Raw genomic sequence first — 24,262 nt, 5'->3', positions numbered from 1 at the left:
TATCCTGGTTGCTTATGTATTCAATTTCAACGCAGGGGTGTTCAGGCAATCGATCCTAGAGGCATCGGCTTAGAAGTCCGAGCAGCGGCCCTTGAACTCCCAATCGCCGAAGCGGGTCGGCTCCGGTCCTTGCGGACCACCGATCTCGCCGGGCATCTGCTCGGGTCCCTTCGCCCCCTCCCCGGCCTTGGCGTCCGGGGTTCGGGCCTCGTCCGCTTTCGTCGCCGGGGAGGCGGGGTTCGCAACGTCTTCCGGTGCCGGGCCGGTGGTCTTCGTCTCGGTCATGGCCGTCCTCTGGGATCGGGTGCGGTGCTTGGCCATCTTGAACGATGCCTTCCGCCAAGCCCATATCACCAGACAGGCCCGGCGGAAAGCCCCGCCGGGGCCGTCTCGTCCAACCAACAGTGAAACCGTCCAGAAGATTGCCCGGAAACACCGCCATGACCAGCTATGTGAAGACCACCATCCTCCTCGCCGGCCTGACCGCCCTGTTCATGGGCATCGGCTATCTGATCGGCGGCAAGGGCGGCATGATGATCGCCTTCTTCATGGCGCTGGGCATGAACCTGTTCAGCTACTGGAACTCCGGCGACATGGTGCTGTCCATGTACGGCGCGCGGGAGGTCGACGCCTACACCGCTCCCGAATATTACGGCATCGTCCAGCAACTGGCCGAGCGCGCCGGCCTGCCGATGCCGCGCGTCTACATCATGGAGAACGACCAGCCCAACGCCTTCGCCACCGGGCGCAACCCGGAGAACGCCGCGGTCGCCGCCACCACCGGCCTGCTGCGTCTGCTGAGCCCGGAGGAGATCGCCGGCGTCATGGCCCATGAGCTGGCCCATGTGAAGAACCGCGACACGCTGATCATGACGATCACTGCGACCATCGCGGGCGCCATTTCCATGCTCGCCAACTTCGGCATGTTCTTCGGCGCGTCGCAGGGCAACAGCCAGAACGGGCAGGGCGGCAACCCGCTGGGGCTGATCGGCGGCATCCTGGTTGCCGTCCTGGCCCCCTTCGCCGCGATGATCGTCCAGATGGCGATCAGCCGCACCCGCGAGTACGAGGCCGACCGCATCGGCGCGGAGATCTGCGGGCGCCCGCTGTGGCTGGCCGACGCGCTGACCCGCATCCACAACTACGCCCACCAGATCCCCAATTACGCGGCGGAATCCAACCCGGCCACGGCGCATCTGTTCATCGCCAACCCGCTGCACGGGCGCAGCCTCGACAGCCTGTTCTCCACCCATCCGAACATGGAGGAACGGGTCCGCCGCCTGCGCGGCATGGCCGGCCCCTCTTTCATGCCGCGCAGCCCCTGGGGGTGAGCGGAGACGGCTCGGTTCGCGGTTGCACGCCGAAAGACGTACGTCTACCTTCCCTCCGCTTGCCGATTGTGGGGCGCTCAGGGGGAAAACCGCATGTCCGACGTCACGAAATACCGCCTCGTCACCCGGTCCGATTTCGACGGGCTGGTCTGCGCCGTGCTCCTGAAGGAGCTGGGCATCCTCGACGAGATCAAGTTCGTGCATCCCAAGGACATGCAGGACGGCAAGGTCGAGATTTCCGACCGCGACATCACCACCAATCTGCCCTATGTGCCTGGCGTCCATCTCGCCTTCGACCACCATCTGTCGGAGACGATCCGCGTCGGCAAGCGCGACAACCACATCATCGAGGCCGACGCCCCCTCCGCCGCCCGCGTCGTCTACAATTACTACGGCGGCAAGGAGCGCTTCCCGACCATCTCCGACGCGATGATGGCCGCGGTCGATCAGGCCGACTCCGCCCAGTACGGCATTGAGGACATCCTGAAGCCGCAGGGTTGGGCGCTGCTGAACTTCATCATGGACGCGCGGACCGGCCTCGGCCGCTTCCGCGATTTCCGCATCTCCAACTATCAGCTGATGATGGAGCTGATCGACTATTGCCGCAGCCACGGCATCGACGAGATCCTCGCCCTGCCCGACGTGAAGGAGCGGGTGGACCTCTACACCGAGCATGAGGCGAAGTTCTCCGACCAGCTCGCCCGCTGTAGCACGATCCGCGGCAACGTCGTGGTCGTCGACCTGCGGCGGGAGGAAACCATCTACGCCGGCAACCGCTTCATGATCTACGCGATGTATCCGGAAGCGAACGTGTCGATCCACGTCCTGTGGGGTCTGAAGCAGCAGAACACGGTGCTGGCCTGCGGCAAGTCGATCATCAACCGCAGCTCCAAGACCAACATCGGCCCGCTGATGCTGGAATACGGCGGTGGCGGGCACGAGGCGGCGGGCACCTGCCAAGTGGACAACGACAAGGCCGAAGCGGTGCTGGAGGAGATCGTCGGGCGCATGCGCGCCGACGGCTGACGGGAATCGTGCCGGACCTGTTTCTCGACAAGACCCCGCTGTTCGAGGCGCGGTGGCTGAGCGTTTCCACCGCCACCAGCCGGGATGACGTGCTCCTGCGCATCGCCGAGGCCGAACGCCGCGCCGAGGCGGCGCTGGAGCAACTCGGACGGACGCTGACCCAGGGCGGAATTCCGGCATCCGGTGCGGTGGACCGCGACCGGCGCATCGACGCCCTGCTGGCGCTGGAGACGCGCGGCATCCCGGCGTCCGGCACCGCGGCAGACGGGGCGGTGGAGCGAGTCATGATGGAGGTCGGCTTCCGCAAGCGCGACCTGATGCCCCGCTTCCACGAGCTGGCCGAGCATTGCCGCGCCATCCACCGCCGCGCGCTGGCCGTTGCGCGGGACGCCCGCTGGGCGCTGATGCTGGAGCGCGCCACCACCGACCCCGGGGGGCCGTCCAGCCCCATCCAGGGCACGGGGACCCGCTACGTCAAGAGCGACCGCTACGACGCCCGCGCCGCGCGCAGCCTGCCGCCGGACGACCGCGTCCGCGCCGACCGTTTCCTCAAGCGGCTGGGCGAGGACCCGGTGCCGCCGGAGCTGGAGCTGAGCCCGCTTGAGGGGGCAGGGCTGGAGAGGACGGCGCTGTGGGGGATGAAGGCCGGCAACGGCAACCGCTTCATCCTGCGTCGGGGCGAGCTGCGGGGCGTCGCCTGCTTCGTCGTCGAGGACGTCGGCCCCTATCCCGACCACGAAGGCGGACGGCGGGGCGCGCTCGCCCGCTGAGGCCCCTGCCGAGAAGAGTCCGAATCCGTTCGGCCCCGCGCTGCGGCTACTCGACACCCGCCGTCCGGCGCGCTACATCCAGCGGCATGTCCGACGCCTCCCTTGCCGCGCGCTCCGCCGCGCTCGACCTTCTGCGCGATGTGCTGCGCAAGTCCATCCCCTTCGACGATGCGTTCGACGCGCATCCGGAGTTGCGCGGGCTCGACCCGCGCGACCGCGGCTTCGTGCGGCTGCTGACCGCCACCGTGCTGCGCCGGCTCGGCCAGATCGACGCGCTGATCCAGGGCAGCCTCGCCAAGCCGGGCCTGCCCAAGGCCACCGTGCACGACATCCTGCGGCTGGGCGCGGCCCAGCTCGTCTTCCTCGGCACGCCCGCCCACGCCGCCGTCGACACGGCGGTGGAGCTGGCCGCGGCCAAGGGGGCCGAACCCTACAAGGGCCTGATCAACGCCGTCCTGCGCCGCATCGGCCGCGAGGGGGCGGAACTGGCCGCCCAGCAGGACGCCGGTCGCTTGAACACCCCGGACTGGCTGTGGCTGGCCTGGCGGCAGGCCTACGGCATCGGGCGCACCCGCGGCATCGTCGAGGCGCACCTGCACGAGGCGCCGCTGGACATCACCGTCAAGGCCGACCCCGCGGCCTGGGCGGATCGGCTGGAGGCCAGGCTGCTGCCCACCGGCACGCTGCGCCGCGCCGCCGGCGGCAACCTGACGGAGCTGCCGGGCTTCGCCGAGGGCGCCTGGTGGGTGCAGGACCTCGCCGCCTCGCTGCCGGCCAAGCTGTTCGGCGATCTGGCGGGCAAGCGCGTCTACGACCTGTGCGCGGCGCCCGGCGGCAAGACCGCGCAGCTCGTCGCGCAGGGCGCGCAGGTGACGGCGGTCGACCGCTCCGCCAAGCGGCTGGAGCGGGTGCGGGAGAATCTGGCCCGCCTCAACCTGTCGGCGGAGGTGCTGGCGACCGACGCCGCCACCTGGACCCCCGATCAGCCGGCCGACGCGGTGCTGCTCGACGCCCCCTGCTCGGCCACCGGGGCGATCCGCCGCCATCCCGACATCCTGCGCGTCAAGACGCCGGAGGACATCGGCAAGCTGGCCAAGGCGCAGAGCCGCCTGCTGGCCCACGCCGTCGATCTGGTGAAGCCGGGCGGCACGCTGGTCTACTGCACCTGCTCCATCCAGCCGGAGGAGGGCGAGGCGCAGATCGACCGCATCCTGGCCCGCGACAAGCGGGTCGAGCGCCTGCCCATCACACCGGTTGATCTGGGTGGCGGCCATGCGGGGGATGGCAATTTGGCCGAGTTGATCAACGAGCGTGGTGAGGTACGATCCCTGCCGGGCATGCTTGGGGACCTCGGCGGCATCGACGGGTTCTTCGTGGCACGGCTGCGACGGTTGCACGATTAGGGCACCACCGGCTTGCGGGGGTCGAGGCGAATTTGATACGACAACAGGATGCATCCCCCCGATCGCCCGAATGCCTTCAGCGAAGCGCCGGCCATCGCCTCCCCCTGCCGTGTGACGGGGTGAGCCGATGAGCGCCGGGCGTGGGAAAATGGGCCGCTTGCGGGACGGCGTCGCGCAGATCGCCTTCGGCAACCCGATCTACAAGCTGACCTTGGGCGGCCGCGCGCCGACCGCCCTGTCCGCCGTGCCGCCGGACCCCTGGCCGGGCGACGCCGGGGACGGCTCGGCGATCCTGGCCGGCGTCTTCCGCTTCGGCGGGCAGGCCGCGGCGGCCGACGCCCACGGCGCGCCGAACTGGCGGGCCGGCAGCGCCGTCTGGCAGGACGCCCTGCACGGCTTCGAATGGCTGCGCGACCTGCGCGCGGTCGGCGGCGACACGGCGCGGCGGCGCGCCCGCGCGCTGGTGCTGTCCTGGCTGGACAACAACGGAAGCTGGAACGCCCAGACCTGGGCGCCGGAGGTGCTGGGCGCCCGCATCGCCGCCTGGATCGGCCTGCACGACTTCTACTGCGCCTCCGCCGACGACGAGTTCCGCGCCGCGGTCTTCGACAGCCTCGCCCGGCAGGTCAAGCATCTGACCCGCGTGGTGCCCGGCGCGCTGGACGGCAAGGCGCTGGTCACCGCGGCCAAGGGCCTCGTCTATGGCGGCTTCTGCCTGCCGGAGCATGAGCGGATCGGCCAGGACGCGCTGAAGCTGCTGGAGCGGGAATTGCCGCGCCAGATCCTGCCGGACGGCGGCCATATCGAGCGCTGCCCCTCGGTGCAGCTGCGCATCCTGCGCGACCTGATCGACATGCGGTCGGTCCTGCGCACCGCCCGCGCCGACGTGCCGGAGGCGCTGCAACACGCCATCGACCGCATGACCCCGGCCCTGCGCTTCTTCCGCCATGGCGACGGTGGCCTCGCCCTGTTCAACGGCGGGCGGGAGGAGGACGCGGCGCTGGTCGACACGGTGCTGGCCCAGGCCGACGCCCGCGGGCGCCCGCTGAAGAGCGCGCCGCACACCGGCTTCGAACGGCTGATCGCCGGGCGGACCATGGTGCTGATGGACACCGGCGTGCCGCCGGTCACCGGGCTGGACGCCACCGCCCACGCCGGCACGCTGTCGCTGGAGATGTCCGTCGGCAAGGAACGGCTGATCGTCAATTGCGGCGCCCATCCGGTGAAGACCGGCCCCTGGCGCGCCGCGCTGGCCGGCACCGCCGCCCATTCCACCGTCGTGCTGGCCGAGACCAACTCGTCGGAGGTGATCGAGGCGGGCGGGCTGGGCCGCCGCCCCTCCCATGTCGGCTGCGAGCGGCAGGAGAACGACGGGGCGGTGCTGGTCGTCGCCACCCACAACGGTTACAGCCGCAACTTCGGTTACCTGCATCGCCGCCGCGTCTATCTGGCGGAGAACGGCGAGGACCTGCGTGGCGAGGACATGCTGGAGCCGGTGATCGGCGCCACGCCGGAGCCGCGGCCCTTCACCATCCGCTTCCACCTGCACCCCGCGGTCCAGGCGAGCCTTGTCCAGGGCGGGCAGGTCCAGTTGAAACTGCCGAGCGGGGCCGCTTGGCGGCTTCGCGCGTCGGGCGCCACGCTGGAACTGGAGGAGAGCATTTATCTGGGCAGCGGCGACGAGCCGCGGCGGACCACCCAGATCGCCGTCTCCGGACATACCGGCCCCGCCATCAAGACGGTGAAATGGGCCTTGCGCCGCGAGCGCAAGGGGGGGTAAACCGCGCGCATCCGCGGCGGACAGGCCGTGGGAATACGGATCGGTGCCTGTTTCGAGAGTCTGTGGAGTGTTCGCCCTGCGACCGTGATCCCCGCCCGGGCGGGGGTGACGAAGCGGGGTGTTTCGCTTTTCCGGATCGGTCAGGCAACCGACGGCTCAGGTCCCGTCTTCCCATGCGCCGTCTTCCCAAGCCCTGCCCGCCGCAGCCGGTTCCATGACAGCCAGGATGCCCCGATGAGCCCGCCGAACGTCGCCCACTCGCCCGCCCCCGATCTCGTCCGCATCACGCGCGCGCTGATCTCCGTGTCCGACAAGACGGGCCTCGTCGCGCTCGGTCAGGCGCTGGCGGCCAAGGGCGTGGAAATCCTGTCCACCGGCGGCTCCGCCCAGCGGCTGGCCGAGGCCGGCATTCCGGTGAAGGAGGTCTCCGACCACACCGGCTTCCCGGAGATCATGGACGGGCGCGTCAAGACGCTGCACCCGCGCGTTCACGGCGGCATCCTGGCCCGCCGCGACATCCACGCCGAGGCGATGACCACCCACGACATTCCGCCGATCGACCTCGTGGTGGTGAACCTCTACCCGTTCGAGGCGACGGTGTCGAAGGGGGCAGATTACGCCAACTGCGTGGAGAACATCGACATCGGCGGCCCGGCGATGATCCGCGCCGCGGCCAAGAACCATGACTTCGTCACCGTCGTCACCGATCCGGAGGATTACGAGGCGGTGCTGGACGAGCTGGCGACCCATGACGGCGCCGTCACGCTGACGCTCCGCCGCACGCTGGCCCAGCGCGCCTACGCCCGCACGGCGTCCTACGACGCGGCCATCTCCTCCTGGCTGGCCGGCCAGCTCGGAGAGACCTTCCCGCCGCGCACCACCCTGTCGGGCAAGCTCAGCCAGACCCTGCGCTACGGCGAGAACCCGCACCAGCAGGCGGCCTTCTACGTCACCGGCGAGCAGCGTCCGGGTGTGGCGACGGCCATCCAGCTTCAGGGCAAGGAGCTGTCCTACAACAACCTGAACGACACCGACGCCGCCTTCGAGCTGGTCGCCGAGTTCGAGCGTCCGGCCGTCGCCATCATCAAGCACGCCAACCCCTGCGGCGTGGCCGAGGGGGCGAACCTGCTCGACGCCTACAAGCAGGCCCTGCTGTGCGACCCGGTCAGCGCTTTCGGCGGCATCATCGCCGTCAACCGCCCGCTGGACGCCGCCACGGCGGAGGAGATTGCCAAGCTGTTCGCCGAGGTGGTGATCGCCCCGGACGCCGATGACGCGGCCCGCGCCCTGCTCGCCACCAAGAAGAACCTGCGCGTCCTGCTGACCAAGGACGTGCCGAACCCGGCCGAGCCGGGGATGATGGTGAAGCAGTTGTCCGGCGGCTTCCTCCTGCAGAACCGCGACAACGGCCGCATCACGCTGGACGACCTCAAGGTGGTGACCAAGCGCGCCCCGACGGATCAGGAGCTGGCCGACCTGCTCTTCGCCTTCCGCGTCGCCAAGCATGTGAAGTCGAACGCCATCGTGTACGCCAAGAACGGCGCCACGGTGGGCGTCGGTGCCGGCCAGATGAGCCGCGTCGACTCGGCGCGCATTGCCGCCATCAAGTCGGCGGAGGCCGCCAAGGCCGCCGGCCTGTCGGAGCCGCTGACCAAGGGGTCGGTGGTCGCCTCGGACGCCTTCTTCCCCTTCGCGGACGGCCTGCTGGCCGCGGCGGAGGCCGGCGTGACGGCGGTGATCCAGCCCGGCGGCTCGATCCGCGACAACGACGTCATCGCCGCCGCCGATGAGAAGGGGCTGGCGATGGTGCTGACGGGGATGCGCCACTTCCGGCACTGAGCATCTGCGTTCGCGAGCTTTTGCCCCCTCCCTAACCCTCCCCCGCCTTCGGCGAGGGAGGGGACCAACCCCCTCCACCGCGGAGCGGGGGAGGGCCGGGGGAGGGGGCAATGCACTTTCTACCCCCGCCGCGCCCCCATCAGCCGCGCCAGCAAGGCGGCGGCTTCGGTTTGCGACGTTTTCCCGTCCGCACCGTCTTCCGGCTTCAGGCGCCCGGTCGCCGCCATGGCGATCAGCATCGCCGGATGCATCGCGGGATGATGGGGCGCGGGATGATGCCCCGGCGGGTGCCCCGTCGAATCGTCTTCCCCACGCGCCGCGGCGTGGTCGCGGGCCAGCGCCTCGTTGATGTGCGCGAAGGCCTCGATGTCCTTGATGTGCAACATGTCCGTTCCGCCCTCCGCGCAAAATTCGTTGTGCGTCGCAGCAAAAGGCAAGTTAGCAGCTTCCGCTGGGTGAATCCGCCGTCATGCCGCGGCGGACTGTCGCACCGTATTCGCATCGCCCGGTGCCGGCTCCCGAACCGCTAGCATAAGCCCAAAACCGATGACGAAGAAAGCCACAACGCTCGCCATGCCGGCCCGCTGGCTCTCGAACAGCGCGGTCGCCAGCCCGAAGGCGAGCGGCCCGACGAAGCCGGCCATGCGGCCGGTCAGGCTGTAAAGCCCGAACATCTCGCCCACCATGCCCGGCGGGGCCAACCGCGCCATCATCGATCGCCCGGCGGCCTGCGCCGGCCCGAAGAAGGCGCCCAGCCCCAGGGCCAGCACCCAGAACCACGCCTTCTCCGTCGCCAGCAGCAGCGGCACGCCGAAGGCGGTCAGGCCGATCAGGCTGACCAGGATGGTCGGCTTGGCCCCCATCCGGTCGTCCACCCAGGCGAAGCCGATGGCCCCGACGCCGGCCACCACGTTCAGCGCGATGGCGAAGAGCAGGATCTCCTCGAAGCTCATGCCGAAGGCGTGGGCGGCGAAGATGCCGCCGAAGGCGGTGATGGTGTTGATGCCGTCACGGTAGATCGCGCTGGCGATCAGGAAGCGCAGCGTGTTGCGGTACTTGCGCGTCTCGGCCAGCGTCCGGCGCAACGTCGTCATGCCCTCCCGCGCGGCCTGCCGGATGCCCAGCCCGGTTGCCGGCACGTCCGGCACGAACAGGAAGAAGGGCAGGGCGAACAGCCCGTACCAGGCGGCGGCGAGCAGGGCGGTGGCGCGCACCGGCGCCTGCTCCGCCGTGTCGAGCAGGCCGAACAGCGGAGCGGGCGACTTCACGAAGACGAACAGGGCGACCACCAGACAGGCCAGCCCGCCGAAATAGCCGATGCCCCAGCCCCAGCCGGAGATCCGTCCGAGCATCCGCGGCGGCGCCAGCGCGGTCAGGCTGGCGTTGTAGAAGACGTTCGCCAATTCGAAGGCGACGGTGCCGATGACCACGCAGACCAGGGCGAACAGCGCGTGGGACGGGTCGGGCTTCACCCACCACAGAGCGGCGCAGAAGACCACGGTCAGAGCGGTGAACAGCGCCATCCACGGCTTGCGCCGCCCCGTCCGGTCGGCCACCGCGCCCAGCACGGGGCTGAGCAGGGCGATCAGCAGCCCGGCGACGGTCAGCGCCGCGCTCCAGCGCGAGGCGCCCGCCACCTCATCCCCGACCACGCCGCGGGCGAAATAGACCGAGAAGATGAAGGTCGTGATGATGGTGTTGTACGACGAGTTCGCCCAGTCGTAGAGGCACCAGGACGCGATGGCACGGCGGCTCGGCGCCTCGGCGGTGTGGGGCATGCTGAAGGATCGGCCGTCTGTTGTCCGGGATGGCCCACTCTAGGCAAAGCGGCCGGGAATGCCAACCCGGGGACAGAGCTACGCCGGTTTGGCGGAGTCCGCCGCCGGCGTGGTGGCTTTCGCCAGCGCGATGCCCTGGGCGATGCCTTGCGCCACGTTTCGGGCGGCGGTGGCGTCCAGTTGGGACTCGAAGCCCTTGAACCACGCCTGTGTCTTCAACTCGTCCGGTGTCTTGGGGATGTGCCGCAGCGGGTCGGACTGCGACCGGTCCATCGCCTGCTTGATCAGGGTCGCGAGCGGGTTGTCGCTGTCGAGCTTTTCCGGTTCATCGCCCTTCTCCCTCGTGTGGATTTCGTAGGACACCTGCGCCGACGCCCGGCGTGTCGCCCATTCGGTCGAGGTCTTCTCCTCGGGGCCGACGGCGTCCAGGAAGGTGAGGTTCGCCTTCATCCTCGCGGCCTCGTCGCCGCGGAACGGATCGGTGAAGCTGGCCTCCTGGCTGATCGGGCCGTTGTAGAGGCCCATGGCCAGCCCTTCCTGCTGCGCCATGATCGATTGGGCGATGTCCTGCTCCTGCTTGGAGAATTGGCCGCCGGCGTTGCTGCGGACCGCCTCCAGCGAGCGGCGGTCGAGATCGCCCATCAGGGAGTACCAGTCCCGGCCCTCGAAGCTGTCGAAGTCGAAGGGCTTGCCGCTCGCCTTCATGGCCTCGTACTGCGCGTCCATGCGGGCGCGGGCGTCCTTAGCGATGTCCGGCCCGCTCAGGCCCGCCGAACTGGACACCGCGCCCGGATCGGACACCGCCTTGGCCAGCGCCGTGGCGGGTTTGCCGTCGCGCGTCGGGAAATAGGCGGTGTAGGGCCCGGCCGCACCGCTTGCGGTCTTGCCGGCCTTGGAGACGGTGGTGGTGGCCATGAAGGCCTGGGCTTCGACGGACAGGGTGACGAAGACGGCCGAACCGCCGGAGGTCGACGCCGCTTGGCCGGCGGCGGTCTTCGCAGAGGTGCCCTTGTCGGTTCCCAACACGGTCAAGGCCGCCTTGAGACTGAAGCCGGACGCCTGCACGTTCGTCGCCGTGATCGACATCGAGGACCCTCCCGGCCATCCAGGCGGGCGTCCTGCCGCTGCCGCCAATCGTTGACAGCAGCCTACAGCGTTCAGGCTCGGGTTGTCAAAAACCGGTCGTTGCGTCCCCTGCGGCGAAGGAGCGCCGCCTCAACCGCCCACGCCGAACGAAATCTGGTTGTTGTCGTAGCGGGCGACGATGGTCAGCCGGTCGCCGGGGCGCACGCGGATCGGCGTCTCCAGATAGGTCATCGCCTGCTTCCAGTGGTTCGTCCGCGCCCGGCTTTCGGAGCGGTAGGTGACCTCCTCGTCCATATGAAGGTCGAACCAGAAGGCCACGCCGTGGCAGGTGCCCTCCGCCGTGATCTCCACGGCGATCTCGCGACCGCCCTCCTCCGGCATGTTGCGGGTGAAGTCGAAATCGAGCGCGGTGAAGGCGGCCGACAGCGGCGTGTGGGTTTCGGCGCCGAGGTCGATCTGCTGGTAGCCGGGGGAGCGGAATACGTCGAAGGTCGACATGTCGAAGCCGCCGATGCGCTTCACCGGGTTGATGCGGGCCAGCTCCGGCGTTTCCACCAGCATGGCGTAGACGGTGGAGGCGCGCGGGATGATCGCGCCGCCGGGCTTCACCAGATGGGTGCGCGCGTGCTGAAGGACCGACAGCATGCGCGGCGCCAGCATGCCGATGTTGATGAGTTCCGACACGAAGACGTCGGCCTTCTCCGGCAGGTCGCCGCCCTCACCCACCGACAGGCGGGTGGACAGCTTCGGCACCACGTCGATGCGGTCGGCGTAGCCGTTGTTGGCGACGGTCTCGCGGGCGATGCGGGCGAGGATCGGGTTCACCTCGCAGGTCACCACCTTCCGCGCCCCGGCGCGCGCGGCCATCATGGCGACGATGCCCGAGCCGGTGCCGATCTCCAGGACCAGCGAGTCCGGGGTCACCGCGCGCTTCAGCGCCGCCTCGTAGGCGTCGTTGCGCTCGAAATCGTTGATCATCGGCAGGTGCCAGCCGGGGACGGCGTTGGAATAGATCAGCCGGCGGGTGAACTGCACCAGCGGGTGGTCCGGCGCGATGGCGCGGGCGGCCTCGATGGCCTCCACCGCCTCGTTGGCGCGGTCGAGGCTCTGCAGCGTGTGGGCGAGGCCGACATGGGCGGGGACGAAGCGGGGCGCCGCCGCGATCACCACGCGGAAGGCCTCCACCGCCTCCTCCAGGGCGCCGCGCGTGCTCAGCGCCTCGGCGAGGTTGTAGCGGGCCTCCAGATACTCCGGCGCCCGTTCCAGCGCGGCGCGGAAGGCGGCCTCCGCCTCGTCCAGCCGGCCCAGCTCGCGCAGGGTGGTGCCCAGGAAATTGTGCATCTCCGGCGCGTCGCCGCGCAGCGCCAGGGCGGCGCGGAAGGCGCCCTCGGCGTCCTCCAGCCGGCCTAGCGCCTTCAGCGCGTTGCCCAGGTTGCCGTGAAGCTCCGGCAGGCGGTCGTTGAGGGCGATGCCGGCGCGGAACGCCTCTTCCGCCTCCGCGGCGCGGCCAAGCTGGAAGAGCAGGCTGCCGCGGCTGTTGTGGAAGGACGGGTCCTTGCCGTCCTCGGCGATGGCGTGCGTGAAGAGGTCGAGCGCGCCGTCGGGATGGCCGGTGTGGGCGGCGACGACGCCCAGCAGGTGCAGGGCCTGCGCGTTGTGCGGGTCGGTCGCCAGGATCGCCCGGCAGGCCGCCTCCGCCCCGCCCAGATCGTTCGTCCGCAGCAGGCGGATGGCGTCGTTCAGGGTCGGCTGGGGGTCGGTCATCGCGGCGGCTCCGGTTGGGCGGACATTCCTTGGAATGGCCGCACCATAGCCGGAAAGCGGGCGGGACGCATGGGAAACCCTCGTCCGGACCCGCCCGAAGGGGGCCGGACGAGGGGTTTTCACGCCCTTTACCCCGCCGTCAGGCCGCGGAGCTGCCGGTTCGCCACCGCCAGCATCGACAGGTCGACGTTGGGCTGGGTGCGCAGCTCGGACAGCAGCTGTTCCACCCGCTCCACCACCGGGCGGCGGTTGGCGATCCAGGCCTCCACGGGGGCTTCCGCGGGAAGCTGGTCCACCGACTCCAGCACGCGGGTGGTCAGCGCGGTCTGGTGGGCGAACAGGTCGTCCACCAGGGCGGCCACCGCCTGTTTCTGCCAGTGGTTCTCCGCCTTCGCCGCGGCGGCCTTGTCGCGCAGCCACTCCAGGCCGAAGCGGCGGCCCAGCATGAAGTAGACCGCGGCGACGTCCGCGACCCCGCGCCCGGTGCGCCCGGCGATGCGGACGAGGTCGGGGGCGGCGGCCAGCACCGGCAGCGCCGCCATGCGGCGGGCCAGCTCGGCGGGAACGCCCTGCTCCTGGTAGGAGGCGACGCGGGCGGTCAGCCGGGCCGTCTCCTCGGCGTCCAGCACGTTGTCGAGACCGGCCAGAAGCGTCTCGATGCCGGGCCGGAAGGCCTCCGTCTCGCGGGCGATGTCCAGCGGCTGCTGGCAGCTCGCCAGGAACCAGGCGGCGGCACGCTCCATATGACGGACCGTCTCCAGGATCATGCTGGTCTGGAGCGCGGCCGGGACGACGGTGTCGAGGTCCTCGATCCCCGTCCACAGCGAGCGCAGGCCGAAGGCGTCGCGCACGATGGTGTAGGCGCGGGCGACGTCCGCCGGCCCCATGCCGGTCTTCTCCATCATCTCCTTGACGAAGGTCGGGCCGGTGCGGTTGACGAGGCTGTTGGTGACGCTGGTCGCGATGATCTCCCGCCGCAGCCGGTGCCGCCCCACCGCCTCCGCGTGGGCCTTGCGCAGCGGCTTGGGGAAGTAGCGGGTGAGGTCGTCGGCCATGAAGGGATCGTCCGGCAGGTCCGACGCCAGCAGATCGTCGTAGAGCGTGATCTTGGCGTAGGCCAGCAGCACGGCCAGCTCGGGCCGGGTCAGCCCTTCGCGGTTGGCCATGCGGGCGGACAGCTCCTCCTCGTCGGGCAGATACTCGATGGCGCGGTTGAGCCGCCCCGCCTTCTCCAGCGAGCGGATCAGCCGGGCCTGCGCCTCCAGCGCGTCGGGACCCTGGGCGCGGGCGACGGTCAGCGCCTGGCTCTGCAGGTAGTTGTCGGCCAGCACCAGACCGGCCACCTCGTCGGTCATGGCGGCGAGCAGCTGGTCGCGCTGCTTCAGCGTCATGTCGCCGCGGACGACCACGTCGTTCAGCAGGATCTTGATGTTCACCTCATGGTCGGAGGTGTCCACGCCCGCCGAATTGTCGATGGCGTCGGTGTTCAGCCGCACCCCGTGCTGCGCCGCCTCGATGCGGCCGCGCTGGGTGACGCCCAGGTTGGCGCCCTCGCCGATCACCTTGGCCCGCACGTCGCGCCCGTCGATGCGCAGCGCGTCGTTGGCCTTGTCGCCGACCTCGGCGTTGGTCTCCTCCGCCGCCTTCAGGTAGGTGCCGATGCCGCCGAACCACAGCAGGTCCACCTCGGCCTTCAGCAGGGTCTGCATCAGCTCCAGCGGGGTGACGTGGTCCTTGGCGATGCCGAAGCGCTGGCGGATTTCCGGCGTCAGCTCCAGCGACTTGGCCGAGCGGTCGAAGACGCGGCCGCCCGCGGACAGCAGCGACGCGTCGTAGTCCGCCCAGGAGGAGCGGGGCAGGTCGAACAGGCGCTGCCGCTCCTCCCAGCTCCGCGCAGCGTCGGGGTCGGGATCGATGAAGATGTGCCGGTGGTCGAAGGCGGCGAGCAGGCGGATGTGCTTCGACAGCAGCATGCCGTTGCCGAACACGTCGCCCGACATGTCGCCGACGCCGACGACGGTGAAGTCCTGCGTCTGGGTGTCGTGCCCCAGCTCGCGGAAATGGCGCTTCACCGATTCCCAGGCACCGCGGGCGGTGATGCCCATCTTCTTGTGGTCGTAGCCGGCGGAGCCGCCCGACGCGAAGGCGTCGCCCAGCCAGAAGCCGTGGTCCACCGACACCGAGTTGGCGATGTCGGAGAAGGTCGCCGTGCCCTTGTCGGCGGCGACCACCAGATAGGGGTCGTCCTCGTCGTGGCGGACCACTTCGGGCGGCGGCACCACCGCGCCGCCGGCGTCGAGGTTGTCGGTGATGTCGAGCAGGCCGCGCATCAGCGTCTTGTAGCACTCGATGCCTTCGGCCAGCTGAGCCTCGCGCCCGGCGGACGGCGGCGGCGGACGCTTGACCACGAAGCCGCCTTTGGAGCCGACCGGGACGATGACGGTGTTCTTGACCATCTGGGCCTTCATCAGGCCGAGGATCTCCGTGCGGAAATCCTCGCGGCGGTCGGACCAGCGGATGCCGCCGCGCGCCACCTTGCCGCCGCGCAGATGGACGCCCTCCATCCGCGGGCTGTAGACGAACACCTCGACCATCGGGCGGGGCAGCGGCAGGTCGTCGATGTGGCGGCTGTCGATCTTGAAGGAGAGGTAGGTCTTGGGCCGTCCGTCCGCGCCGTTCTGATAGGCGTTGGTCCGCAGCGTGTTGCACAGCAGGTTGAGGAAGCGCCGCAGGATGCGGTCCTCGTCCAGGTTCTTCACCCCGTCGAGCGCGCGTTGGATCTCCGCGGCCAGCCCTGGATCGTTCTGTGAACGGCGGGCCGGGTCGAAGCGGCTGTGGAACAGGGCGACCAGCTTGCGCGCGATGGCCGGATGGCCGGCCAGCGTGCTTTCCACCACGTCCTGCCCGTAGGGGATGCGGGCTTGGCGCAGATACTTGGCGTAGGCGCGCAGCACCGTCACCTCCCGCGCGGTCAGGCCGGCGCGAAGGACGAGGCGGTTGAAGCCGTCATCCTCCATCCGGCCGTCCCAGACGGCGGCGAAGGCGTCCTGGAACTTCTCCTTGACCATCGCGCAGTCGATGGGCAGCCCGTTCTGGGAGCGCGCGGTGAAGTCGTGGATCCACACCGGGGCGGCGTGGCCGGCGATGGCGATCTCGAAGGGCGCCTCGGTGATCACCTTCAGGTCCATGTGCTCCAGCATGGGAAGCACGTCGGACAGCGGCACCGGGCGGCCTTCGTGGTAGATCTTGACGTGCAGCTCGTCCCCTTCCGCCTCCAGCGGGCGGTAGAGGTTGATGCCCAGCGTGCCCTGGGCCGTCGCCTTCTCGATCCGCTCGATGTCGAAGACCGCGGCCTCCGCGTTGAACTCCTCGCGGTAGGCGGTGGGGAAGGCGTCGGCGTAGCGGCGGAACAGGGTGCGTCCCTGCTCCTCGCCATGGGCCTCGACCAGCGCGTCGCGCAGATGGTCGTCCCAGCCGCGCGACGCCTGGACCAGCCGCGCCTCCAGGTCGGTGGCGTCGACGGTGGGCACGCGCCCCGGCTCGGTCCGGATGATGAAATGCAGGCGGGCCAGCACGCTTTCGGTCAGCTGCGTGGTGAAGCCGGTGCAGGTGCCGTCGTAGGCGGCCTCCAGGATGGACTGGATGCGCCGGCGCAGCGTGGTGTCGTAGCGGTCGCGCGGCACGTAGACGAGGCAGGAGGCGAAGCGCTCGAACGGGTCCTTGCGCACGAACAGGGCCAGCCGCTGGCGTTCCTGCAGGTGCAGGATGCCGACGGCGATGTCCAGCAGCTCCGGCACCTGGATCTGGAACAGCTCGTCGCGCGGGTAGGTCTCCAGGATGTGCAGCAGCGCCTTGCCGTCATGGCCCTGCGGGTCGAAGCCGGCCAGCTCCATCACCTCGGCGACCTTGCGGCGGAGGTAGGGGATCTCGCGCGGGCTGCGGTTGTAGGCGACGGAGGTGAAGAGGCCGGCGACCAGCCGCTCGCCGATGATCCGCCCCTCGGCGTCGAAGCGCTTGATGAGGAAGGCGTCCATCGGCACCGCGCGGTGCACGGGGGAGGGGCGGTTGCCCTTGGTCACCATCAGGACGCGCGGGTTGCGCAGGAAGTCGCGCACGTCGGGCGGCAGGGTGGCGTAGTTGCGCAGCCCGTCGAAGACGGTGACGGAGTCGTCGCGCAGGATGCCCAGGCCGCTGCCGGCGACCAGCCCCAGCGAGGAGTCCGCGCCGTCGGCGCCGCTCTCGAAGCGGTACTCGCGGTAGCCGAGGAAGGTGAAATGGTCGTCGTCGGCCCAGGAGAGGAAGGCCTTGGCCTCGTCCACCTCGTCGTCGGGGATGATGGCCGGGACGGCGGCGCGGGCGCAGTCGGCCTCCAGGATGGCGGCGCGCACCTGCTGGCGCATGGCCCGCCAGTCGGCGACGGCGGCGCGCACGTCGGCCAGCACGCGCTCCAGCCCCTCGCGGGCCTGATCCAGAGCGGCGGCGCCGGTGACCGCGCCGACCTCGACATGCATGAAGGATTCGGGGGCGGCGTCGGTGGGGGCCGCCGCGGGCTCGTACAGCTCCACGAGCTGGCCGTCGGCGTCGCGCTTGACCCGCACCACGGGGTGGATGACCAGATGGACGGTCAGTCCCTGGCGGTTCAGCTCCGCGGTCACCGAGTCGACGAGGAAGGGCATGTCGTCGTTGACGATCTCCACCACCGTGCGGTGGGACTGCCAGCCATGCTCCTCGACCCGGGGATTGTAGACGCGGACTTTGGCGCGGTCGGTCGCCTCGCGCTGCTGGCCCCATTGCCACATGGCGAGGGCAGCGCCGTAAAGCTGCTCCGCCGGAGCCTGGATGATGTCGTCGGGCGGGACGTTGTCGTAGAACTGCCGTACGAAGCGCTCCGCCGGTGCCGCGCGGCTGCGGCCCAGCCGCTCGCGAACCTGCCGCACGACCTCTTCGGTCAGCTCGTCCTTGAGCTGTTCGGCCCTGAGAGCCATCGCTCCAATCCTTCCCTGATTTTTGCGGCGGTTTGCCGCCGTTGTAGGCAGAGGGTAGCCGATTTGCCGCGACAGGCAACAGGCGGAGGGGCGTAACCGGAAGAGGCGGTTATTACGGAGAAGCCCTTCGTGTCCAAACCGATGAAAGTTGAATGAATCAGGAAGTGGGCGTATTTTTTGTGCAGGCGCGCGCACCGCGCGCAACCATCGAGACGGTTATGCCCCACGACGACGCCCGCCCGCCGGAGGCCACCCCGGTTCCGCCCGCCAAGCCCCGCCTGCACGTTCTCGTGGTCGACCCCGATCCGGCGTTGGCCGGGCTGACGCGCGCCGCGCTCGACGGCTTCGCGCTGGACGGGGCGCCGGTGACGGTGCTGACCGCCGCCACCGCCGCCGAGGCGCGCGAGGCGCTGTACCGCAACCCCGGCACCGCCGCCGTCCTGCTGGAGCCGGTGCTGGACCCCGCGGCGGATGGGGTGCCGGAAGGGCTCGGCCTCATCGACCACATCCGCAAGGATCTTGGGAACAGCCGCGTCCGCATCCTGGTCTGCACCGCCCACCCCGAGCGGGCGCCGGAGGAGGAGGTGGTGGAGGGCCATGACGTCAGCGACTACCGCCTGAAAGACGGGCTGACGGCGCGCACGCTGCGCACCGCGGTGGTCCCGCGGCTGCGCGCCTTCCTCAACCTGCAGACCCAGGCGGCCGGGCGCAAGGCGCTGGCCCGCATGCTGGTGGCGACCACCGGCCTGCTGGAGATGCGCACCCCGGACGTGCTGTTCCCCAATATCCTGCCGCGCGTCGTCGGGCTGCTGGGCATCGGGCGGCACGCCCTGCTGTGCATCCAGGGCGATACGCTGCCGCGCGACCGCCGCATCCGCGTGCGCGCCTCCACCGGGCGCTTCGCCAAGTGGAAGGACGTGGACGTCACCGAGCTGGGCGAGCCAAACGTGGCCGCCGCGCTGGAGCGGCTGAGCCCGAGTTCCGAGACCATCGTGGAGCCGGGCTATTGCGCCCTGCGGCTGCGCGCCCATGGCGGGATCATCGGCATGATCTACGTCGAGGGCCACAACAACGAGGGCACCGCGCGCGAGTGGCAACTGCTGGAGCTGTTCCGCAACAAATGCTCCATCGCCTTCGAGAACGCCCTGCTGTTCGAGGAGCTGAACACCGCCCAGAAGGCCACCGTCCTGGCCATGGGGTCGCTCGCCGAATACAAGGACAACGCCGCCGCCGGCCATCTCCAGCGCATCGAGCGGCTGGTCGGCGACATCGCCCACGAGCTGCGCGTCCACGGACGTTTCGCCGACGAGCTGGACGAGGAGCTGGCGGAGAAGGTCGGGCTGGCCGCCCTGCTGCACGACGTCGGCATGCTGAGCGTGTCGGACGAGACGCTGGGCATTCCCGGCGAGCTGGCGAACAACGACATGGCCGCCATCCAGCGCCACACGCTGATCGGCCACCGCATCCTCAGCGAGGCGGCGCTGCCCCTGCGCGGGCGCAGCCTGCTGTCGATCGCCGCGGAGATCGCCCGCTACCACCACGAGCGCTACGACGGGTCGGGCTACATGGAAGGGCTGCGCGGCGGGGCGATCCCGGTGTCGGCGCGGATCATGGCCGTGGCCGACGTGTTCGACGCCCTCATCACCGACCGCCAGTACCGCAAGGCCTGGGGGGTGGAGCACGCCATCACCTGGATCGCCGAGCGGGCGGGCAAGGACTTCGACCCGCTGGTGGTCGAGGCGTTCCTGACGGTGGTCCGCCGCATCCAGGCCGAGGAGCCGGACTGGTTCCCCAGGCCGGAGGGCGGCAACCAGGGCCTGCTGGTGGCGGCGATCGGGCGCAAGCTGCGCGGCCTGTTCGGCAACCGCGCCGAACCGATCAACTGATCCCCGTCTCCGTATGACGGAACCGGACCGAACGGCCTTTCCCAAGTGGAAGGGCCGTTTCGCCGTCGCCCTGCGCTGATGCCAGACGGTGCGACGCTGTGTCCAATGCTCTCATTATGGTTGCGCCATAAATACTATAGTGTACAAAAAATCGTGTTACTATGAATTGTGCAACCGATGCCGCGGGCGCGCTCCTTGGCGGCGCTCCGTTGTGGTAATCGGGCGGCAGCATTTGGCGGAGCCGACCATGAAAGCCAGACATTTCTTTTCAAGCCTGCTGACCTCTTGCGCCCTGCTGTTGGGCGCGACGGCGGCCCAGGCCGCCTACCCGGAGAAGCCGATCACCATGATCGTCGCCTATGGGGCGGGCGGATCGACCGACGTGACCGCGCGCATGCTGGCGCCCTTCATCGAAAAATATCTGGGCGGCGGCGCGCGGATCGTGGTGATGAACCGCGGCGGCGCCGGGGGGAGATCGGCTTCGCGGCCATCGCCGATGCCACGCCGGACGGCTACACCATCGGCTTCATCAACACGCCGAACGTCGTCACGATCCCGATCGAGCGCAACGCCCGCTTCACGCTCGACCGGCTGGACCCGCTGGTCAACGTCGTCGACGATCCGGGCATCATGACCGTCCACGGCGACAGCCCCTACAAGACGGTGGAGGATCTGGTCGCCCAGGCCAAGGCCAACCCGAACACCATCACGCTGGGCTCCACCGGCGTCGGGTCGGACGACCATCTGGCCATGCTGCTGCTCCAGCGGCAGGCCAATGTCCGCTTCACCCATGTGCCCTTTCCCGGCAGCGCGGAGAACTACCGCTCCATGCTCGGCCGCCACACCCAGATCTGCGGCCAGAATCTCGGCGAAGGGCTGCGCGGCAAGGCCGGCGGCGACAACATCCGCATCCTCGGTGTGATGAGCACGCAGCGCTGGGACATGGCGCCCGACCTGCCGACCTTCAAGGAACTGGGCTACAACATCACCATGGCGTCGCTGCGCGGCGTCGGCGCGCCGAAGGGGCTGCCGCCGGAGATCCGCGCCAAGCTGATCGACGCGGTGACCAAGGCCGCCAACGACCCGGACTTCCAGAGCAAGGCCCGCGACACCTACCAGCCGCTGCGAATCCTCGATTCGGAGGCCTTCACCGCGGAGTTGAAGGAGCTGGACGGCGATTTCCGCAACCTGTGGCGCGAGTTCCCCTGGTTGAAGTGATCGGGTGAGGCGGACCGGACAGGCCGCATAGGAAAGGCCCCTCTTCCACATGGAAGAGGGGCCTTTTTCATGGGCGGAGCTGGAGGACGCCACGGCGTCCTCCCCGCATCGGGCCGGGTCAGGCCGCGGTGATGCGGGTGATGAAGGCTTCGATCTCGTTGTCCAGCCGGTTGAAGCTGCGCGACAGCTCCTCCGTCGTGGTCTGGACGGCGCCGGCGGAATGGCCGGTGGTTTCCGCCGCCTGCTGCACCAGCCGCATCTCCTGGAGCACGGCCACCGTGTCGGTGGCGGCGCGCTGCGAGCGCTCGCTGATGTCGCGGGTGGCGGCGTCCTGCTCCTCCACCGCCGCGGCGACGGTGCTGAGCGATTCGTCCACCTGCCGGATGGTGTTGACGATGGCGCGGATGGCGTTGACCGCCGCGGTGGTCGCCGCCTGCACCGCCGCGATTTCCGCGCCGATCTCGTCGGTGGCCTTGGCGGTCTGGTTGGCAAGGCTCTTGACCTCCTGCGCCACCACGGCGAAGCCCTTGCCGGCCTCGCCCGCGCGCGCCGCCTCGATGGTGGCGTTCAGCGCCAGCAGGTTGGTCTGGCCGGCGATGTTGTTGATGAGGCCGACCACCTCCTCGATCTTCCGGCTGGCCTCGCTGAGACCCTGGACGATGGAGTCGGTCCGCCCGGCCTCGTCCACCGCGCCGCGGGCGAGCTGGGTCGACTGGGTGATGGACCGGGTGATCTCGTCGATGGAGGCGCGGAGCTGCTCGGCGCCGGCGGCCACGCTCTCCACCTCGCTCGTCGCCTCCTGCACGGCGTGGGCGACCGAATCGCTGTGGTGGCTGGTCTGGCGGGCGTTCTCCAGCATGACGTTGGCTTCGCCGCGCATGGAGTCGGCGGAGCGCACCACCTCGCCCATCATCGCCTTGACCGACGCCTCCAGGTCGGCGGCGAGGCTGTTCATGGCCCGCCGCTGCTCCTCCATGGCGCGGGCGCGCATGGCCTCCTGCTCGCGCGCCATCTCCTGGACGCGCAGCGCGTTCTCCTTGAAGACGCGGACGGTGCGGGCCATCTGGCCGATCTCGTCGCCGCGCTCGGCGGCGGGCACCTCGTCCTCCAGCCGGCCCTGGGCCAGCCGTTCCATCACCGTGGTCAGGCGGACCACCGGACGGGCGATGTTGAAGCCGATGAACAGCGCGACGCCCACCGTGATCAGCAGGGCGACGATCGCCGAGGCGATGAAGGCCTGGGTGGTCGCGTCGACCGACGCGTTCACGTTGGCGTAGGCGTCGGCCGACTGCTGGCGCTGGTAGGTCAGGTAGTCGCGGGCGGTGCCGTTCAGGCGCCCGTAGGCCGCCTGGACCTCCTGCAGGAAGTCGAGCGGATCGACGCCCATCTTCAGCAGGTCGAGGAAGCTGGTGACCTTCGCCTGATAGGCCGCGGTGTCGGAGCCGAAGCGCTGGAGGATCTGGCCCTCCTCCTCGGTCGCGGCGGACTGGCCCTTCATCTTGTCCGCCTGACTCTTCAGCTTGGTGATCTGTTCGGTCAGGGCCTTCGATTCATCCTCGACCGCCTTGGGGGAGGCGTTGGCGGTGCTGAGGATCACCGTCCGGTAGAGGCCGGCGTGGGCGACGGTCAGCGTGTCGGTCAACGCCTGGACGTCCGCTTCCCGCGTGAAGGAGCGGTTGAACAGCGTGTCCAGCAGGCGTGACTGTTCCGTGATGGCGGAGCCGCCGAGCAACGCGATGGCAAGCATGCCCAGAATCGCTGTCGCCGCCGGGATTCCCATTTTGGTGGGAATGTGGAGGTGATTGAGGAAAGTCATGGAGCACCTGCTTCAACCATTGGCCGGTCCGTTGGCGCCGGATGGTCAGGGGGGCTTGAACCGCACCCGACGCAGGCCGGTCGGCCGGCGGCGGGTGGTTTCGCGGATGGGCCGGACCCGGACGGACCAGCCCGCCCGGGTCGCGTCAGCCCCGGATCACTTCAGCCAGGGCGACGACTGCCACAGCGACTTCAGCTCGGTGTCGAGCTGCTTCAGCTCCGCCGCGAAGGCGTCGGGGCCGAGGACGCGCAGCGGCTGGAAGGTCTCCTTGGCCTCGGCCTTCGCCACGAACTCCGGATCGGTCGCGGCCTTGGTGACGGCGTCCACCAGCTTGGCGCGGACGTCGGCGGGCAGGCCCTTCGGCGCGCAGACGCCGCGCAGCGAGGCCATCAGCACCGGGTAGCCCTGCTCCGCGAAGGTCGGGATGTCCGGGGCGGCCTTCCAGCGCTCCTTGCTCATCACGCCCAGCACGCGGATCTGGTCGGAGGCCTGACCGCGCAGCCCCTCGCCCAGGTTCTGGCCGCTGATCTGGATCTTCTTGGCGAGCATCGCCTTGTAGTTGGCGGCGGAGCCGGAGAAGGGCACATGGGTGAACTGCACGCCCGCCTGGCGCTGCACCAGCAGCATGGCGAGCTGGTCGTCCGAGCCCACGCCGGTGGTGCCGACGGTGACGGTGTTCGGGTTGGCCTTGGCGTGCTCCACGACGTCCTTCAGCGTCTTGAAGGTGCTGTCGCCGGGAACGCTCCACACGCCGGGATCGTCGACGACGTTGACCAGCGCGTCCAGCCGGTCCGCCGAGAAGCGGGCCTGACGCTCGATCGGGATCGAGACCATGTTCGGCGTGTTGCAGAAGCCGATGGAGTAGCCGTCCGGCGCGGCGTCGGCGATGGCCGCGAAGCCGATCTCGCCGCCGGCGCCCGGCTTGTTCACCACTTCGATCCGGGTGCCGCCCAGATGCTTCTCGATGAAGGGGGCCAGCAGGCGCGCGGTCACGTCGGTCGAACCGCCGGCGTCGTAGGCGACGACCACGGTGATCGGCTTCTCGGGGTAGGCGGCCTGGGCCGTCGACAGAGCGGTCGTCGACATGGCCAGCGCCAGGGTCCCGGTCGCCAGCGCCAGGAACTTGCTGCGAATGATCATCTGGATGCCCTTCTTTCCTGCGTTATTGCGGAAGACCCCCTTGGCCGCGGACGTGGTGGGGTCCCGGGAGATCCCGCCCGTCCCGATGCGGACACAGGCTGGGCCTCCTTTTCTGAAATTCTCGTAAAGATCGATGGTCATTGATTTCGACAACATTGGATTATCGGGTCATGAACGAAACGAAGAGCCATTCTGATTTTGTTCAGGATGGGTGCATACTTCAGTATGTCTGTCTTCGTGGGTGGCCGGTCCCTTCGCCGCAGCGGCGGCGGAGTTCGGTCGTCTTTCTCGCGAAAAAGAGCGGTTCATAGACCCAACGCTGTCAAATCGACCCGGTGAAAGCGGTTTTGACGCTTCAAAGTGGAAGATACAGTGTCTCTATTCGTGTATCAATCGTGCTAACCGAACCGAGTATCCGGAAATCACAGCGATTTACGTCG

16 protein-coding genes are annotated in these 24,262 nt (G+C 69.5%); 8 read left to right on the top strand and 8 right to left on the bottom strand.

The window, feature by feature from the left end:
- Positions 1-69: 69 nt before the first annotated feature.
- Entirely contained in the window at positions 70-285 is a 216-nt protein-coding gene (locus ACWPN7_RS17205) for a DUF1674 domain-containing protein (RefSeq protein ID WP_137115499.1), read from the bottom strand.
- 155 nt (positions 286-440) lie between these two features.
- On the opposite strand from ACWPN7_RS17205, the gene htpX reads away from it, so the two are divergent.
- The 6 genes from htpX (at position 441) to purH (ending at position 8,149) form a co-directional block, all read left to right on the top strand.
- On the top strand, positions 441-1,331 hold the full coding sequence (gene htpX, locus ACWPN7_RS17200; protein WP_038529798.1) for a zinc metalloprotease HtpX: 891 nt from the start codon (positions 441-443) through the stop codon (positions 1,329-1,331).
- Between the two features lie 93 nt (positions 1,332-1,424).
- Complete coding sequence (locus ACWPN7_RS17195) at positions 1,425-2,357, top strand: exopolyphosphatase (RefSeq protein WP_459197724.1); 933 nt, start codon at positions 1,425-1,427, stop codon at positions 2,355-2,357.
- An 8-nt stretch (positions 2,358-2,365) separates the two neighbouring features.
- Positions 2,366-3,127: a hypothetical protein gene (locus ACWPN7_RS17190; protein ID WP_459197723.1), complete on the top strand. Its 762-nt coding sequence runs from the start codon at positions 2,366-2,368 to the stop codon at positions 3,125-3,127.
- 86 nt (positions 3,128-3,213) lie between these two features.
- A complete protein-coding gene (locus ACWPN7_RS17185; protein ID WP_407824403.1) occupies positions 3,214-4,530 on the top strand; it encodes an RsmB/NOP family class I SAM-dependent RNA methyltransferase in 1,317 nt (438 codons plus the stop codon).
- A 148-nt stretch (positions 4,531-4,678) separates the two neighbouring features.
- A complete protein-coding gene (locus tag ACWPN7_RS17180; RefSeq protein ID WP_103040417.1) occupies positions 4,679-6,310 on the top strand; it encodes a heparinase II/III family protein in 1,632 nt (543 codons plus the stop codon).
- 234 nt (positions 6,311-6,544) lie between these two features.
- Positions 6,545-8,149: a bifunctional phosphoribosylaminoimidazolecarboxamide formyltransferase/IMP cyclohydrolase gene (gene purH, locus ACWPN7_RS17175; RefSeq protein WP_200774794.1), complete on the top strand. Its 1,605-nt coding sequence runs from the start codon at positions 6,545-6,547 to the stop codon at positions 8,147-8,149.
- Between the two features lie 119 nt (positions 8,150-8,268).
- On the opposite strand, the gene ACWPN7_RS17170 is transcribed toward purH, so the two are convergent.
- The 5 genes from ACWPN7_RS17170 to ACWPN7_RS17150 form a co-directional block, all read right to left on the bottom strand.
- A complete protein-coding gene (locus ACWPN7_RS17170; RefSeq protein ID WP_149650596.1) occupies positions 8,269-8,535 on the bottom strand; it encodes a hypothetical protein in 267 nt (88 codons plus the stop codon).
- 81 nt (positions 8,536-8,616) lie between these two features.
- Complete coding sequence (locus ACWPN7_RS17165) at positions 8,617-9,927, bottom strand: MFS transporter (protein ID WP_149650595.1); 1,311 nt, start codon at positions 9,925-9,927, stop codon at positions 8,617-8,619.
- A gap of 78 nt (positions 9,928-10,005) precedes the next feature.
- Positions 10,006-11,013 (bottom strand): hypothetical protein, encoded by a 1,008-nt coding sequence (locus ACWPN7_RS17160; protein ID WP_459197722.1) that lies wholly within the window; start codon positions 11,011-11,013, stop codon positions 10,006-10,008.
- Between the two features lie 129 nt (positions 11,014-11,142).
- Positions 11,143-12,777 (bottom strand): tetratricopeptide repeat protein, encoded by a 1,635-nt coding sequence (locus tag ACWPN7_RS17155; protein ID WP_459197721.1) that lies wholly within the window; start codon positions 12,775-12,777, stop codon positions 11,143-11,145.
- A 128-nt stretch (positions 12,778-12,905) separates the two neighbouring features.
- Positions 12,906-17,762 (bottom strand): NAD-glutamate dehydrogenase, encoded by a 4,857-nt coding sequence (locus tag ACWPN7_RS17150; protein ID WP_459197720.1) that lies wholly within the window; start codon positions 17,760-17,762, stop codon positions 12,906-12,908.
- A gap of 218 nt (positions 17,763-17,980) precedes the next feature.
- Between ACWPN7_RS17150 and ACWPN7_RS17145 the strand changes: the two genes are divergently transcribed.
- Together ACWPN7_RS17145 and ACWPN7_RS17140 are read left to right on the top strand one after the other, a co-directional pair.
- Positions 17,981-19,648, top strand: coding sequence for an HD domain-containing phosphohydrolase (locus ACWPN7_RS17145; protein ID WP_038529778.1), 1,668 nt, complete (start codon positions 17,981-17,983; stop codon positions 19,646-19,648).
- Between the two features lie 285 nt (positions 19,649-19,933).
- A complete protein-coding gene (locus tag ACWPN7_RS17140; RefSeq protein WP_492273397.1) occupies positions 19,934-20,866 on the top strand; it encodes a tripartite tricarboxylate transporter substrate binding protein in 933 nt (310 codons plus the stop codon).
- A 118-nt stretch (positions 20,867-20,984) separates the two neighbouring features.
- On the opposite strand, the gene ACWPN7_RS17135 is transcribed toward ACWPN7_RS17140, so the two are convergent.
- Both ACWPN7_RS17135 and ACWPN7_RS17130 read right to left on the bottom strand, forming a co-directional pair.
- Complete coding sequence (locus tag ACWPN7_RS17135) at positions 20,985-22,682, bottom strand: methyl-accepting chemotaxis protein (protein ID WP_038529775.1); 1,698 nt, start codon at positions 22,680-22,682, stop codon at positions 20,985-20,987.
- A 156-nt stretch (positions 22,683-22,838) separates the two neighbouring features.
- A complete protein-coding gene (locus tag ACWPN7_RS17130; RefSeq protein WP_038529773.1) occupies positions 22,839-23,822 on the bottom strand; it encodes a Bug family tripartite tricarboxylate transporter substrate binding protein in 984 nt (327 codons plus the stop codon).
- Between the last annotated feature and the right edge of the window lie 440 nt (positions 23,823-24,262).

This window comes from Azospirillum sp. UENF 312511, from assembly GCF_058780635.1.
Note: the sequence above shows the minus strand (reverse complement) of the source record. Positions and strands in the feature narration are given on the sequence as shown.